Here is a 15,133-nt window from a genome sequence, read left to right as displayed (position 1 = left end):
ATATCAGGGGCGGGCGGACCGCGCGAGTCGTCGGTCCCGGCGAGAAGACTCTCCGGCGCGCAGGAATTGTCCTGGGCCCCAAGAGCTTCCGAGTCCGGCGGCGAAGTCGCCGTGGCGGTACACGGTGCGGCCGTTGACGATGGTGGCTACCACGGCGCGGTCATTGCGATTCACCATGCGGTCGAGTCCGAATTCGGGCATGGGGCTCTCGTGCAGCCCGTGCACCGCGGTATCGAGTCCGGCGGGGTCGACGATGACGATATCGGCCCGGTCGCCCTGGCGCAGATGACCGGCGTCGATCCGATACCAGTCGGCCAGTTCGCCGGTCAGACGGTGCACCGCGCGTTCCAGGCTCAGGAACGGCTTCCCGTTCTCCCGCGCGCGCAGGACTCTTTCGAGCAGGCGCAGGTGATAGTTGTAGAAGGCCATATTCCGCAGGTGCGCGCCCGCGTCGCCGAACCCCATCTGCACGCCGGTATTGGCGGCCAGCTTGTTCAGGTACTTCGGCCGGTCATTGGCGATGGTGGTGCGCCAGCGCAGCCGCGGCCCGTATTCGACCACCATATCGAGGTAGGCGTCCACGGGATGCAGTCCGCGTTCCTTGCCGACCTGCCCGATGGTCTTGCCGATCACCGAAGCGTCGGGGCAGCAGACGATCTCGGCGTCGAAGAAGTCCCGGTGCCAGATGCGCGGGCTGAATTTGTCATCGTAGTTCTTGCGGAACCAACGCCGGTACCCCTGGTCCCGCAGCAGTTCATTGCGCTCCACCTCGTCTTTCAGGTGCAACGCGGCCGCACCCGCGCCGAACTCCTCGAATACCACCAGATCGATGCCGTCGGCATACACCGTGAACGGCACCGGCAGATGCTGCCAGCGAAAGTCGGTGCGCGCGAAGCGATTCAGCAGTGGCGCGGCCCAGAGCATGAAGTACACCAGCGGCGGGTACGCCTTGGAATCGGCGGCCGAGAGCAACGAGGTGCGCAGTTTTCGGCGACCGGCGAGACCCGAACTGGCCCAGAAGTACTTGTAGATATTGGGGCGCAGATTGATGGTGGGCGCACTCTGCAGTACCCGGCCGTTGCGGCGCAGTACCTGGTTCAGCGCCCGCACCTCCCTGCCCCGGGTGTAGGTCGAAGGCAGTGAGCGGGATCGGTATTCGGTGCCGTCGATCTTGTCGAGCTTGTTCGACATGGAGGACAGGCCGAGGAAACCCGCGTCGACGGCCTCGCCGAGCAGCTGTCGCATCCGCTCGATCTCCGCGGCGGAGGGTTTGGTGTCGCGGGTGACGGCGCGGTCCAGGCCCAGCACATGCGTGCGCAGGTCCGAATGTCCGAGGAAGGCGGCGATATTCGGCCCCAGCGGCATCTCGTCGAGGGCTTTGGCGTATTCGGCGGGGCCGCTCCAGGTGCGGTGCTCGCCGAGTACCCGCGACACCGCTTCGCGCGGTACGGCTTCCACGCGACTGAAGAGGTCGGCGCAGTCGTCATTGTCCGCGAGCACCGTCGAGAGCGAGCAATTGCCGATGAACGCGGTGGTCACCCCGTGCCGAAGCGATTCCGGCAGTTCGGGTTTGACCAGCAGCTCGGCGTCGTAGTGGGTGTGTACGTCGACGAAGCCGGGCAATACCCATTTGCCGTCGGCATCGATGACCTCGGTGCGCGGGCCGATCGGCAGCGGTTCCGCCGATATCTGCGCGACCACGCCGTCCCGGATGCCGAGGGTGCGGCGCAGGGCAGGCGCACCGGTACCGTCGAACCAGGTGCCGTTGGTGATGACGAGATCGAAATCGTCCATGCTGGAACTCTTTTCAGCTGATAGCGCAGGCGTAGATGAATTCGGTCCCGGCGCGCGCGATGACTTCGGGATTGGCGAACGGCAGCCAGTGGCCGTGCGAAAGGTCGCGGCGGACAAGCGTTTCCACCCATTCGCCGGTGCGGTCGAAGCCGGCCGGGCGCACCGCTATGTCACGGGAGTTCACCAGCAGCTGCACCGGCACCTTGGTGCGGCGTTCCCGCGGAGAGCTGAGGCGCGCAAGGATATTGGCGCGATAGAAGCGCAGGCCGGAGACCATGTCCCGGCGCAGGGTCGGGGCCAGGTGCACCCGTTCGGCGGGAATGCCCTCGACCACGCGCAGGAACAGTCGCCAGCTCCGCGCGCCGCCGAAGAGGCGGAAGAACAGTGCCGGCAGCAGCGGAATCATGAAGAACCCGGTGTAGGCCGAGGAGATCATCTGGGTGATCGGGCCCCACGCGTTCCGGGGCGTCGGCCGGGACAGGCCCGCGCGCATCCAGGTGGCGAGGTGGTCGAGATTCGGGCCGGAGATCGAGGTGAACGATCGCACGCGTTCCTCCGCGCCGGGCTCGCAGATCGCCTCCCACACCTGCACCGAACCCCAGTCGTGGGCGATCACCTGGACCGGACGCCCCGGGCTGACGGCGTCGATCACCGCGAAGAAATCCTTCGCGAGTTCTTCGAGCCGGAAGGCCGCCACCGTATCGGGCACCGTGGATTGCCCGTAACCGCGTGTGTCATAGGCGATGACGCGGAACCTGTCGGCGAGCAGTGGGATGACGCCGTCCCACAGGTGATGGGTGTCCGGCCAACCATGCACCAGCACAAGGGGTTCCGCGTCGCGGTCACCGTATTCGAAGACCGCGATTTCGATATCGCCGTTTCGCACGGTGTAACCACGCTCCGGTGCGGGAGTGCGGGCAGGTGTGCTCTGCTGGGGAGTGCCGGGGTGTTCGAGCTGGCCCGTCATCGGGATCCTTCCGATCGGGGTGCGAACGCCCCCGTCTCGTACTGGCGGTTCTGAAACTCGGTACCGCTGGTACCGCCGATGAGTTTGGCCATCGCCAGGCGCGATGTCAACAGGGCAATCTCACGGTGAACCCACCGAAGTACCGGGAGTACTACAGTGAGCGCAAGACATCGGACCAGGTCGATAGACTCGGGCGGGCGAGAACCCGCCATCCGTATCGCCGAGAAAGTTGCCGCATTGAGGTCAGGTCGGTCCAGCCCGCGCGCGCTCACCCGGGAAGAGGTTGTTCAGGGCGCGATCCGCGTCATCGGACGGGATGGCCCACAGGTGAGCATGGGTGCCATCGCCCAGGAGATGGGCGTGGCCAAACCGCGCCTGTACCGGATGTTCACCGATAAATCCGATCTCGACCGCGCCATCGCCGACTGGATGGCACGCGAGATCACCCGCGCGATCACCCCCGACCTGTCGCTCATGATGCAGCCGCCGCGCGACACCGTCCGCCGCTTCCTCACCGCGTACGCCGAAACGATCCTGGCCTACCCCAACCTCTTTCGATTCCTGGCGCTCACCCAGCTGAGCCCCGCCCCCGGCGGCTCCGACCGGCCCTTGGACGCCGGACGGCGGATGGCCGAACGCCTGGCCGACCAGGGCCGCACCCTCCTGGCGGCGGTGCACCTCGACCCGGAGGGCATCGATCATCTCACCCGCGGGCTGGTCGGCTTGGTCGTCGCCGTCACCGACCTCTGGCTGGACGTTCCCGGTGTTCCGACCCAAGAGCACACCACGCGATTCGTCGACCGCACCACCGATTCGGTATGCCAACTGCTGGACGGATTCCTGCGTGGCAAGAACGTGATCGCGGACCCCGACACCCCGATTGTCGCCACGCTGGCGGCGATCTCACAGCCGCGCGCCGAATAACGCTCCCCCGCCCGCACGATGGCGGCCAGGTACACGGGCTATGGGTTTCCGGTAGGTGTTCGGGGTGAGGGCATGGTCCGGAGCAGTGCCCGCACGGTGCTGCGCAGCCGTTCCGGCGGGAAGCCCTGCGGGTCGGACAGGACCAGCCGGCCCAGCACCTCGATGAATCCGAGCATGACATTGCCGATCAGCTCGATATCCGCGTCGGCGGGTCCACCGCGCAATTGGAAACCGGCGGTGAGCAATTCGATACTGCGGGTCAGCAATTGGTCGCGGGCCGCGGTGAGCACCTCACGGTAATCGCTGGGCGCGCCATCGGCGTGCATCAGGATCAGGCGCCACCGCATGGGGTCGGCGGCCACGGCTTCGAGAAAGGTCATGGACGCGCCGATGAACTCGTCGTCGGGGTCCGAGGCGCGCAGGTCGGTCGGTAGCGAGCCGAGAACCTGGGCCATACCGCGGGCGTGTTCGCGGTGCAGGAGTGCGCCGATCAGTTCGGGGGCGGTCGGATACAGCGCGTAGAGAACGGGTTTGGCGACACCGGCTTCCTTGGCGACCGCCTGCATGGTCAATTGTGCGAGACCGTCGCGGCCGACCACTCGGAGCGCGGCGTCCAGAAGTTGGGTGCGGCGCTCTTGCGGCGGCAGGCGCGGGGTGTTGCGCCGCCTGGGGCGGGGCTCGGGGCCGGAGGGCGAGATCTGCCAAACGCCCGCCGACTTCTTCTCAACGGTCACCCGGAAATCATCCCGCACTCGGTGGTAGCGACTTGGATCACACCTTGGTAGTGTCCCATCCACCACTTCTACGCACGCGTAGAAATTAAGTTCTACGGTCCCGTAAGAATACGGATCGTGCCTGCCCGGGGGGAAGACGACACCTTGACCAGTGCAGATCAGGCAGCGCGCGCCGATCGTGAACGCGTCATTCGATTCGCGCTCGAATACTGGCGGGGGCATCCACAACGCTCGGTGCGCACGCTGGGGCGGCAGACGGTCATGGCCGGTCGCGCGACCGCCGAACTGTTCAGTTCCGTTGTGCGACGCCGTTTTCCATACCGGGAATTCATTCGACAGTGCGCCTTCATGGCCAACGTGTCCGCGATACCCACACTGCTGGTGGCCATTCCCATCGCCGTGGTGGTGGCCATCCAGGTCGGCACGCTGGTGAGTCAGGTCGGCGCGACGACCTTCATCGGCGCGGTCAACGGGCTGGGCATCATTCGACAGGGCGCGCCGCTGGTGACCTCGCTGATGATCGCCGGCGCGGTCGGCTCGTCGATGTGCGCGGACCTGGGCTCGCGCACCATTCGCGAGGAGATCGACGCCATGCGGGTCATGGGCGTGGACCCCATCCGCCGCTTGGTCGCCCCCAGGCTGGCGGCGGCGGTACTGGTCAGCATGCTGCTGTGCGGATTCGTGGTGTTCATCGGATTCGCGACCGGATATCTGTTCAACGTCTACATCCAGTCGGGCACACCGGGTTCCTATATCCGCACCTTCGCCTCTTTCGCGGTCGCGGCGGATCTGGTGGTCGCGGTGTTCAAAGCGATGGTATTCGGCGCGCTGGCCGCGATCATCGCCTGCGACTGCGGGCTCAACACCAAGGGCGGGCCGGGCGGAGTGGCCAATTCGGTGAACTCGGCGGTGGTCAGCTCCGCCATCATTCTGTTCGGCACCAACGTGATCATCACCCAGATCTACAACACGATACTGCCCTCGAAGGTGCTCTGATATGGCGAATTACACGCCATCACTGTTCAGACCCGCGCTGCGACTGCGTAATTCGCTACAGGGTCCCGCGCGAGCCCCGATTCGGCTCGGGCATCAGGCGGTGGTCTTCCTCAGCGCGCTCGCGGCGATACCGCTGGTGCTGCGGCAGTATCGCAAAGAGGTGCTCCGCCTGATCAGCGATGTCACCTGGGGTAACGGTTCGGTGGTGGTCGGCGGCGGCACGGCGGGTGTGGTGATCATTCTGTGCGCATTCGGCGGGGCGACCGTCGGCATGGAATCGCATACGGCGCTGGATCTGCTGACCATGAGCCCGCTCACCGGGGCCATCTCCGGATTCGCGACCACGCGCGAACTCGCCCCGCTGCTGGCGACCATCGCGTTCGCCGCGCAGGCGGGCTGCCGGTTCACCGCGCAGATCGGCTCCATGCGCATCTCCGAGGAGATCGACGCACTGGAATCCATTGCGATCCGGCCACTTCCGTTCCTGGTCACCACACGCATGCTCGCCGCGGCGGTATCGGTGCTGCCGCTCTACAGCGTGGGACTGGCGACGGCCTACCTGTCCACCAAGCTGACGGTGCTGTTCCTGGGCGGCACCACAGCGGGCACCTACGACCACTACTTCCACCAGTTCTTCAATGGCACCGACATTCTCTACTCGGTGCTCAAGGTCGTGGCCTTCACCTTGCTCGCCACCTTCATCCAGTGCTACTACGGCTTCGTCGCCGCCGGCGGTCCCGAGGGGGTCGGCGTCGCCGCCGGGCGGGCGATCAAGGTGACCATTATCGCGGTCGTCTTCGCGAATCTGCTGCTCACCATGACGATCTGGGGCATCGACCCCGGTATCCGCATCTCCGGATAGGCGGAATACACACCATGACAATGAATCTCGATCCGAGCGGTCGCGGGCCGTCCGCCCAGCGGTTGGCGGCGATCGGCACCGCCGTATTCACGGTCTTCGTACTGCTGCTCGTGCTGTTCGGAATGCGTTTCGAGGGCGCGTTCGACGACTCCGTGCGGGTGGTCGCCGCCATGACCAGCACCGGTGACGGGCTGCCCGCCCGCGCGGATGTCAAGTTCCGCGGCATGCTCGTCGGTGTCGTCGACTCGGTGGACATCGCCGCGAAGGGTAAGCGGCAGGAGGTTCGCATAGAACTGAAACCCACTGCCGCCGCGGCGATTCCGTCCACCGTGACCGCGCGGGTGATACCGGCCAACATCTTCGGCGTCACGGCCCTGGAGCTGGTCGACAATGGCCCCGCGCCACAGGGGTTGCGCGCGGGCGCGACCATCGCCGAGGACACCAGCGCGACAACGATCGAACTACAGAGCACCCTGACCACGCTGCGCACGGTGCTGGCGAATATTCAGCCCGCGAAACTCGGACGCGTACTCGGCACCCTGGCCGATGCCCTCGATCCCGCGGCACGCGTGCCCGGTTCCACCGTCGAGCGACTGGACCGATGGGTTACCGACGTGCGCGGTATCGCCGGGGTCGGCGATCTGCTGGGCGATCTCGGGGCCGCCGCGAGCGCGGTCAGCGTCTCCGCACCCGAGCTGATCGACACTTTGAACGAGTCCGTGACCGCGGCCCGCACACTGGTGGAGCGGCGCACCGGCCTGGTGGCACTGCTCACCTCGGCCGGATCCGCCCTCGACGCCACCAATGCGTTGTTCGCCCGAAACCCGAACTCCGGCAAGGAATTGGTATCCGGTCTGAACGAGACCTTCGGCGCGCTCGCCGCCGATCCCGACGCCATCGCGGTCGCCATGGCGAACCTCAACACCGCGCTGAGTCGCCTGGTCCCGGTCTTCAGCTGGGGCCCGGACAAGCAGATGGTCTGGAGCATCAATGTGACATTCACACCGTTCAAGCCCTACACCGCCGCGGACTGTCCCCACTACGGCGAGCTGACCGGGCCGCGCTGCCGCGCCGGTTCGGTGCCGGATACCGCTGCCGAGCAGGTCTTTCCGGGCCAACTGCTGCCGACCGGCACCGGCGGACCTGCGGTACCGGTGCTGCCCGGGCTACCCTTCCTGCCGGATCCGGCCGCCTCCGGTGGAGCACAGCCCGCCGCGGCACCCATCACGCTCAGCGGGGCCGACGCCGTACGCGCGCTGAGCGGCGGCGACCCCGGCGCCGCCCGGGCCATCCTGCTCGGCAGCGTGCTCACCGGCGGCTCACTCACCCTCGCTCCGACCGCGACCGAAGGCGGCCGCTGATGAATACACGTTCTGCCGCACTCGGTTTCGCCGTCTTCGTGGTGGCCTCGGTAGTCGCCACCTACACGATCTGGTCCACCCTGCAACGCTCGGTACCTGGAGACACCCACCGGTATTCGGCGACCTTCCACGATGTGCTGGGGCTACGCGTCGGCGATGACGTCCGGGTCGCCGGAGTGCGGGTGGGCCGAGTGGACTCCCTCGGCTTCGACTCCGCCCGCAACGCCCGCGTGGTACTGGAAGTACGGGCACGGCAACCGCTCTACACCACCACCAAGGCGTTGATCCGCTACCAGAACCTGATCGGCCAGCGCTATGTGGAGCTGGCGGCCGCACCGGGTGACGCGCGACAGCTGCCCGCGGGCGGCGCGATTCCCCTGGAGCAGACCGAATCCTCCTTCGATGTCTCCACACTGCTGAGCGGTTTCGAACCGTTGTTCAGTGTGCTGCAACCGGAACAGGTCAACTCACTGTCACAAACGCTGATCCAGGCCCTACAGGGTGACGGAGTGTCCCTGAGCGCCTTGATCACTCAGGCCGCCGGACTGGCCTCGTCGTTCCAGCAACGCGATCAGATCCTCGGGGATGTGATCAGCAATCTGAGCGGGGTGATCTCCGGTCTGGCCAACCGCAGCAGCGATCTGGAAACCCTTATCGCACAGTCCAATGCGCTGATCAGCGGGTTGTATTCGCAGGGCGAGGTCCTCAAAGGCGCGGTGACCCAGGCCGCGACCTCCACCACCGCGCTCACCGCGCTGATTCTCGAGGTGAAGCCCGGGATCGCGCGCGCCCAGCAGAATGCGACCGAGGGCGTGAATCTGTTGCTGTCCAACGGCGCTCGGCTCGATCAGGCCGCGACGGAGCTGCCGTTCGTGCTCGCCGGGCTCGCGCGGATCAGCGGTAACGGCGCGTACATCAACTCATACGTCTGCTCGCTCGATGTGTCGCTCTGGGGAGTGCTGCTGCCTCCCGGTCTGGTGCCGCAGATCGGCGGCAACGCTCACTCGGAGGTGTGCCGATGAAACGACGAACAGCATTGCGGCAGCGACTATTCGGCCCGATCGATCGCGCGCCCACGCATATCGGCCTGCCGACCGTGTCACGCATGTGGCACACGATTCCCGGCTTCACACAGGACCGGCACTGGTGGCTGGGCATCGGCGTCGGCGCGACCATCCTCGCGCTGCTCATCGGCTCGAGCGTGGTGACCCGACTGCATCTGGGCCAGAACACCGTCTACGCCGAATTCGCGCAGGCGGCCGGATTGCGGCCGGGTGACAGTGTCGACATGTCCGGAATCCAGGTCGGCACAGTGAAATCGGCGCGTGTGCGGAAGGGACTCGTGCTGGCCGAGCTGGCCGTGGACCACTCGGTCGTACTCGGGGCCGACGCCCGCGCCGCCATCAAGATGTCGACCATTCTCGGGAAGATGCATGTGGCGCTCGAACCGGGCACCGGATCCGGGCTTGCGGGACACCGGATTCGACTCGATCACACCTCGGTGCCGTACAACCTGTCCAAGGTGGTGAACGACCCGTCCTATACCAACTCCTTCGAACGCGTGGAGCGATTGGATCCCGCGCTGCTGCGCCAATCCTTGGACGCGGTGAGCCGGCAGATCGGCGACTCCCCGCAGCTGACCGCCCAGGCCCTGGACAGTGTGGGCGCGCTGGCCAAGGTCATCAGCGACCGCCGCGACGAGGTGGACGCACTGCTGAAGAATATGGGGCAGGTCTCACAGGTGGTGGCCGACAATCAGAACAGCGTGCTGTTGCTGCTCACTCGCGGACAGGCCATCGGTGACGCGGTCGCGCAGCGGCAGCAGCTGGTCCGGCAACTGCTGGACAATATCGCCGCCGTCTCGAAAGCGTTCCAGGACATGGGATTGGAGAACAGCGGCCAGCTGGGAGCCCTTATTCAGAATCTGAACACCATGTCCGACGGGCTCACCAAGAACAAGGAGAACCTGGACCGGCTGTATCAGGTGATGCCGGTCGCGCTGCGGCAGTTCAACAATGCCTTCGGCAATGGCAACTACGGCGACATCTATCTGCCGTGGGTATTCCCCGACAACTGGCTGTGCGCGGCCGATGCGGTACAGGGGTGCCGCTGATGCGGAACGCCCGCTTGATCACTCGCCTGACGCTCCTGTGCGTCGTCGGCCTGCTGAGCGCGAGCTGCTCGCTGCCGCAAGGATTTACGTCACTGTCCGAACTGTGGGGCTACGATCGTATTCATCTCACCGCCGATTTCGAGAGCGTCGCCGGACTGTATGTCGGCAATGAGGTCGATGTGCTCGGGCTGCCGGTCGGCAGCGTGGACGCCATCACCCCGAAAGGCGCGTACGTCGAGGTGCGAATGAGTCTGGATGCCGGTACCGAGGTTCCGGCGCAGGCGCTGGCCGCCCTCGTCTCGCCCCAACTGATCACCAACCGGCACGTCGAGCTCACCCCCGCCTACACCGGCGACGGACCGGTGCTGACCGACGGAACACATATCCCCTTGGAGCACACCAGGACTCCGGTCGACCTGGATCGCATTCTGCGAAACTTCGACCAATTGGGGCAGTCGCTGAAGGGCAGCTCAACCGATGGACCGATGGCCAGTCGCGCGTTGTTCCCGATGCTCGACGGCAATGGCGACAAGATCCGCCGGACCCTGGACGCGCTGGCCTCGGCCTTGCAGGTCTCGCTGGCCGACAAGGACCAAATCTCCACGACCATAGTCAAACTCAACGAGATCACCCAGATCGTCGCCGACAATGACCAGACCGTGCGCGATTTCAGCGGCAGGCTCACCGAACTCGTCGCGCTGCTGCGTGATCAGGCTCCCGGCCTGCAAGCGGTGCTGACCCAGCTCGACGACTTCGTCACCAATACCGGTTCGGTCGTCGCCGAGAATCGTGGCCCGCTGACCGCCGCGCTGACCCGGCTCACCACCATCACCCAGCAGATGCGCGACAGCGCTCCCGGCCTGACCGAGATCGTCGATGTCGCGCCACTGTTCTTCCAGAACTTCGCCAATGCCACCAGTACCGAGCAGGGTGCGCTGCGCCTGCATCTGCTGACCGATAAATCCCTGTTGGACAATGAGACGCTGGCATTGTTCTGCGAACGCCTCCTGGTGCGATCGGACGGCTGCCGGACCGGCAAGCTGCAAGACTTCGGCCCCGACTTCGGGCTGACCGCGGCACTACTGGGGTTCACCCGATGAGCAATCGAATCGCCCGCGCCGCAATGCCTTTGGCGCTCACCGCCGCACTCACCGGATGTGCCGTCACCGTCGACAACGTACCGCTGCCCAAACCCGGGGTGGGCGGACCCAGCTACACCCTGCACGCGGTCTTCGACAATGCGCTGAACCTGCCCGAACGCGCACACGTGAAGATCGGCGGCACCGATGTCGGGATCGTCACCGCGATCGACACGCTCGACTACCGCGCGCTGGTGGATCTCCAGATCCGCAGTGATGTTCAGCTGCCGGACGGCACGCGCGCCGAGCTGCGACAGGGCACACCGCTCGGCGATATCTTCGTCGCCCTCACCCTGCCCGAAGATCACGGTGGCACAAAGACATTGGGCGATGGAGACACCATCTCGCGCGAGCACACCTCGGCCGGAGCCTCGGTGGAGGAGTTGATGTCCTCGATCGCCATGCTGCTCAACGGTGGTGCGCTGGAACAGGTCGCGCGCATCACCACCGAGATGAACTCCATGTTCGCCGGGCGCGGACCACAACTGTCGCACCTGCTGGTCGAGTTGACCTCCGCACTCGGCGCGCTCAACCAGCGCACCGACCAGCTGGACGGCGTCCTGCTCGGCCTGTCATCGCTGACCACCACCCTGAATCAGCGCAAGGCCGAACTCGGACAGGCCGCCGACACCTTCCCGCCGCTGATCGGTGTGCTGGCCGAAAACAACCAGGCCATAGCGGATCTCGCGGGCAAGGTCTCCACCGCCATGGCCGCGCTCGGCGACTTCGCCGACACCACCGGACCGCAATTCCTCGGTCTGTTCACCAGCGTGCAGCAACTCATGGACGGCTTCACCCGCATGGGTGACAACCTCGCCGGCACCCTCGACGGACTGCACACCCTGTATCCGTCGCTGCTGGCCACCACCGAGGGCACCAGTCTCGCGGTCGCCGCGAAGGTGTCCTATCTGAGTATCGGAGCCCTGACCGACCCGCAGGGCAGCCGGCTACCCGACGGGACCGATATTCCCGCGTTCATCGGAAGCCTCGCCGAGGTGCTCGCCCGGGTGATCGGCCGACTACAGGGCGGCAACAGATGACAGACAATCCCAAGTCCCCCTTGATTGTCCGCGGGTCCGAACGAGCAATGACGCTCCTGGACCGCGGCACCGCCCGGGCCGCCACCCTCGCCGTGCGCGGCGGCGAGTGGGCGGCCCGGCGGCGGCTTACCCTGGCGACCCTGGGCATGGTCCTGATGCTGCTGCTCGGCGGCGCGTACCTGGCCCTGGATATCGTCCGGGTGAATCCGCTGCACCGCACCTTCTCCGTCCGGGTGCTCATGCCCGTCTCCGGCGGTCTGCTGCCGGGCAACGACATCACCTTCCGCGGATCCCGGATCGGGATCGTGCGATCGGTCGACCTCGGTGACACCGGAGTGGTGGCCGTCGGCGATATCGACGCTGGAACGAAGATCTCGGCGGCGAGTAAGGTTGCGGTGCAGCGCCTTTCCGCCGCAGGTGAACAGTTCCTCGACTTCCGACCGGACACCGACGCCGGTCCGTATCTGGCCGAGGGGGCGGTGATCGACGCCGCGCGCGTCAGCACGCCGGTCAGCATCGAATCCTTCCTGTCCAATACCGGCGGGCTGATCGGCGGCCTCAATCCCGCACGGCTCACCGTCATAGTGGACGAACTGGATAAGGCCCTCGCGGGCGGACCGGATCAGCTGCGCGATGTCATCGGCGGACTCAGCCAGGCCATGGCGGGGCTGACCGGACTACTGCCGCAGACCCGGCAACTCATCGCCAATCTCCAGGTGATCGCGGAGACCACCGGTCACGCACAACCCGATCTGTCGACCCTGGTGCACGGGTCCGGTGAATTGTTCACCCAGCTGACCGCCGCCGACCAGGAGGTGCGGCGACTGCTCGAACAGGGACCGGGTCAGCTGGACACCCTCGGCGGCGTCATCGCCGAAACCTCCGACCCCATCACCAATCTGGTCACCAACTTCGTGGCCATCACCCGCGCCGCCCGCCTGCGCACCCCCGCCCTGATGGCGTTGTTCCCGGCATTGCGGACCGGCTCCGCCGCGATCGGCGTACCCGCACACGACGGCGCGTTCAACACCATGGTCGATATCTGGCCGCGCCCCACCTGCGAATACGAGACCATCCCGGTATCGCCCGCACAGGTCGCCGACGGCCGGGTCCGCCTCTACAACTACTGCGTCACCAGCGATCCCGGCCTACAGGTTCGCGGCTCGGCCAACGCCCCGCGCCCCGATACCCCGGCCAACGGCGCCGCCATGCCGCCGGGTGTCTCCGGCGACGAGTTGTCCGTACCCCTGCCCGGCCATTGACCCTCTCCCCTACCCCTGAACGGACCGGCACCATGACCGAAACAAGCGAACCACCCACCGATACAGCGACCACCGAGATCGCGGAATCCACTCCACCACAATCGAAATCGCGCCTACGACGCTATCTGCCGGTCGGCGTGGCAATTGCCGGGCTGGTCGTCGCGGCCGCCGTCGCAACGCATTCCACTCTCACCAGCCGGGACCTCACCGATCGTGAACATGCCCGCGCCGACGCACTGCGCGCGGCCTGTGACTACGCGCCCGTACTCGCCGACTACGACGCCAAGAACATCGACGCGTACTTCCGGCAGGTGCTGGCCGGAGCCACCGGCGCGTGGCAACAGGAATTCGACAGCACCAGTAAGGATTTGCGCGATGTCCTCATCCAAGGTCAAGTCACCTCGAAGGCCGGCGACATCCAGTGCGCCATCAAATCCTCCGGCCCCACCGACGCGCAGGCCTTGGTAGCCATCACTCAAACCATCACCAGCGCGGGCACTTCGGGACAACCGCACACCGGCCAGTTGACCATCGCACTGTCCCTCCAGCAGACCGGCGGCCGCTGGCTGGTGAACAAGGTCGACTCACCCCTGATCCCCCGCACCAGCGGCCCGGCCCGCTGACCGGCCCTGCGCCGGTGCACTATTGGATCTCCCTACCGGCTGGTTCCGAGCCAGGTCAGGGCCGCGGTGGTCATGGCGCTGACACCGGCGGTGATGGACGGTTCGACGACCGGTGCGTAACCGGCCGTGTGCGGGCCCGGAATCGTCGCGAGATCGACCTGCCCGCGCGCGATGTTCCCCAGGCCGCGCACCGGGTCCGGGTCGCCGAAAAGGGCCGGGTCGAGCACGCCGAACATCCAGTAGCAGATCGGAACTCGGGCAGCGGTGGCGAAAATGCCCGCGTCCTCACTGCCGGTGACCGGACCCGGGTCGAAAACCCGGTCATCACCCAGGGTTTCACGCAGCGCGGCGACCGTGCGGGAGAGGGCGTCCGGATCGTTGTTCAGCACCGGGAAGGTATCGATGACGGAGGTTTCCGGCGGCTCGGGCGCGCCCGCGGCTGCGGCCTCCGCCTTGACGATCCGGTCGACGGAGTCGAGCACTTTGGTTCGCACGCCCGGGTCGAAAGTCCTTATGTTGAGCCGCAATTCGGCATCATCGGGGATGATGTTGTCCTTCGTCCCGGCGCGCATCATGCCGACCGTGACCACGGCCGCGTCGGCGGCGGGAATCTCGCGGGACACGATGGTCTGCAGGCGCATGACGGTGGCCGCGGCCATCACCACCGGATCGATCGTCACCTCGGGGCGCGAGCCATGGCCGCCGCGGCCGTGCAGTACCACCCGCAATGCGTCGGTGGCCGCCATGGCCGGGCCGGGGTGGGCGCCCACGACGCCGACCGGCAGCGGCGCGGTGTGCTGGGCGAGCACGATATCGGGCGTGCCGAAACGGTCGTAGAGACCGTCCTCGACCATGGCCTGCGCGCCCTGACCGGTCTCCTCGGCGGGCTGGAAACACGCCATGACGGTGCCGGACCAGGACGCACGCGCGTCGGCGAGCAGTTTCAGCGCACCCATCAGGCAGGTGACATGCATATCGTGGCCGCAGGCGTGCATCACGCCCGGAGTCTGCGAGGAGTAGGGCAGACCGGTGGCCTCGGTAATGGGCAAGGCGTCGAAATCGGCGCGCAGCAACACCGTCGGCCCGTCGCCATTGGCGAGTATCGCCACCACGCCGGTGCCACCGACCCCGGCGGTGACCTGATATCCGAGCGCTTTCGCCCGGCGTGCGACCTCCTCCGAGGTGCGCTGCTCGGCCCGCGACAGTTCCGGGTGCGCGTGCAGATCGCGATAGAAGTCGGCCAGATCGTCACCGATCGCGGGTAATCCGGATAGTGCCGAGGTAATTGCGTTGGTTTTCGACGTCACATTCGCCTCCG

General features: G+C 66.4%; 14 protein-coding genes. 10 read left to right on the top strand and 4 right to left on the bottom strand.

The annotated features are described in order from the left end of the window. Positions 1–3: 3 nt before the first annotated feature. Positions 4–1,794, bottom strand: coding sequence for an N-acyl-D-amino-acid deacylase family protein (locus OHB26_RS24970; RefSeq protein ID WP_330179680.1), 1,791 nt, complete (start codon positions 1,792–1,794; stop codon positions 4–6). A 13-nt stretch (positions 1,795–1,807) separates the two neighbouring features. Continuing rightward, positions 1,808–2,761 (bottom strand): alpha/beta fold hydrolase, encoded by a 954-nt coding sequence (locus OHB26_RS24965; RefSeq protein ID WP_330179679.1) that lies wholly within the window; start codon positions 2,759–2,761, stop codon positions 1,808–1,810. Between the two features lie 237 nt (positions 2,762–2,998). Between OHB26_RS24965 and OHB26_RS24960 the strand changes: the two genes are divergently transcribed. Next, a complete protein-coding gene (locus OHB26_RS24960; protein ID WP_330179678.1) occupies positions 2,999–3,685 on the top strand; it encodes a TetR/AcrR family transcriptional regulator in 687 nt (228 codons plus the stop codon). Between the two features lie 38 nt (positions 3,686–3,723). Here the strand turns inward: OHB26_RS24960 and OHB26_RS24955 are convergent, their stop codons facing one another. Continuing rightward, a complete protein-coding gene (locus OHB26_RS24955) occupies positions 3,724–4,419 on the bottom strand; it encodes a TetR/AcrR family transcriptional regulator (RefSeq protein WP_330179677.1) in 696 nt (231 codons plus the stop codon). A 189-nt stretch (positions 4,420–4,608) separates the two neighbouring features. Here OHB26_RS24955 and OHB26_RS24950 point away from each other — a divergent pair, with 189 nt between their 5' ends. Genes OHB26_RS24950 through OHB26_RS24910 form a run of 9 tightly spaced genes read left to right on the top strand, consistent with a single transcriptional unit; the run spans position 4,609 to position 13,815 of the window. Next, complete coding sequence (locus OHB26_RS24950; RefSeq protein ID WP_442943038.1) at positions 4,609–5,415, top strand: MlaE family ABC transporter permease; 807 nt, start codon at positions 4,609–4,611, stop codon at positions 5,413–5,415. A 1-nt stretch (position 5,416) separates the two neighbouring features. Beyond that, the gene (locus tag OHB26_RS24945; RefSeq protein WP_330179676.1) at positions 5,417–6,277 is read left to right on the top strand and encodes an ABC transporter permease; all 861 of its coding nucleotides are present in this window, start codon (positions 5,417–5,419) and stop codon (positions 6,275–6,277) included. A 14-nt stretch (positions 6,278–6,291) separates the two neighbouring features. After that, positions 6,292–7,638, top strand: a complete 1,347-nt coding sequence (locus OHB26_RS24940; protein WP_330179675.1) for an MlaD family protein — start codon at positions 6,292–6,294, stop codon at positions 7,636–7,638. Beyond that, positions 7,638–8,660 carry an MlaD family protein gene (locus tag OHB26_RS24935; RefSeq protein WP_330179674.1) on the top strand — a complete coding sequence of 341 codons (1,023 nt, stop codon included), beginning with the start codon at positions 7,638–7,640 and terminating at the stop codon, positions 8,658–8,660. The genes OHB26_RS24940 and OHB26_RS24935 overlap by 1 nt, the downstream gene beginning before the upstream one ends. After that, positions 8,657–9,751 (top strand): MCE family protein, encoded by a 1,095-nt coding sequence (locus OHB26_RS24930; protein WP_442942715.1) that lies wholly within the window; start codon positions 8,657–8,659, stop codon positions 9,749–9,751. Before OHB26_RS24935 ends, OHB26_RS24930 begins: the two co-directional genes overlap by 4 nt. Next, the gene (locus tag OHB26_RS24925) at positions 9,751–10,851 is read left to right on the top strand and encodes an MCE family protein (protein ID WP_330179673.1); all 1,101 of its coding nucleotides are present in this window, start codon (positions 9,751–9,753) and stop codon (positions 10,849–10,851) included. The genes OHB26_RS24930 and OHB26_RS24925 overlap by 1 nt, the downstream gene beginning before the upstream one ends. Next, entirely contained in the window at positions 10,848–11,930 is a 1,083-nt protein-coding gene (locus OHB26_RS24920) for an MCE family protein (RefSeq protein WP_330179672.1), read from the top strand. The genes OHB26_RS24925 and OHB26_RS24920 overlap by 4 nt, the downstream gene beginning before the upstream one ends. 47 nt (positions 11,931–11,977) lie before the next feature. Then, positions 11,978–13,192 (top strand): MCE family protein, encoded by a 1,215-nt coding sequence (locus tag OHB26_RS24915; protein WP_330179671.1) that lies wholly within the window; start codon positions 11,978–11,980, stop codon positions 13,190–13,192. A gap of 32 nt (positions 13,193–13,224) precedes the next feature. Continuing rightward, on the top strand, positions 13,225–13,815 hold the full coding sequence (locus tag OHB26_RS24910) for a hypothetical protein (protein WP_330179670.1): 591 nt from the start codon (positions 13,225–13,227) through the stop codon (positions 13,813–13,815). A 32-nt stretch (positions 13,816–13,847) separates the two neighbouring features. On the opposite strand, the gene OHB26_RS24905 is transcribed toward OHB26_RS24910, so the two are convergent. Further along, positions 13,848–15,122, bottom strand: coding sequence for an amidohydrolase (locus OHB26_RS24905; RefSeq protein WP_442942714.1), 1,275 nt, complete (start codon positions 15,120–15,122; stop codon positions 13,848–13,850). Positions 15,123–15,133 lie beyond the last annotated feature (11 nt).

The organism is Nocardia sp. NBC_01503 (genome assembly GCF_036327755.1).
Taxonomy (GTDB): domain Bacteria; phylum Actinomycetota; class Actinomycetes; order Mycobacteriales; family Mycobacteriaceae; genus Nocardia.
The sequence above is the reverse complement of the archived record's forward strand: the minus strand, read 5'-3'. Positions and strand labels throughout refer to the sequence as shown.

Bases quoted from the DNA above. Each gene is read 5' to 3' on its own strand.
- OHB26_RS24910 (WP_330179670.1), top strand. From the start codon at position 13,225: ATGACCGAAACAAGCGAACCACCCACCGATACAGCGACCACCGAGATC.
- OHB26_RS24935 (WP_330179674.1), top strand. From the start codon at position 7,638: ATGAATACACGTTCTGCCGCACTCGGTTTCGCCGTCTTCGTGGTGGCC.
- OHB26_RS24945 (WP_330179676.1), top strand. From the start codon at position 5,417: ATGGCGAATTACACGCCATCACTGTTCAGACCCGCGCTGCGACTGCGT.
- OHB26_RS24920 (WP_330179672.1), top strand. From the start codon at position 10,848: ATGAGCAATCGAATCGCCCGCGCCGCAATGCCTTTGGCGCTCACCGCC.
- OHB26_RS24925 (WP_330179673.1), top strand. From the start codon at position 9,751: ATGCGGAACGCCCGCTTGATCACTCGCCTGACGCTCCTGTGCGTCGTC.
- OHB26_RS24915 (WP_330179671.1), top strand. From the start codon at position 11,978: ATGACGCTCCTGGACCGCGGCACCGCCCGGGCCGCCACCCTCGCCGTG.
- OHB26_RS24930 (WP_442942715.1), top strand. From the start codon at position 8,657: ATGAAACGACGAACAGCATTGCGGCAGCGACTATTCGGCCCGATCGAT.
- OHB26_RS24970 (WP_330179680.1), bottom strand. From the start codon at position 1,794: ATGGACGATTTCGATCTCGTCATCACCAACGGCACCTGGTTCGACGGT.
- OHB26_RS24965 (WP_330179679.1), bottom strand. From the start codon at position 2,761: ATGACGGGCCAGCTCGAACACCCCGGCACTCCCCAGCAGAGCACACCT.
- OHB26_RS24940 (WP_330179675.1), top strand. From the start codon at position 6,292: ATGACAATGAATCTCGATCCGAGCGGTCGCGGGCCGTCCGCCCAGCGG.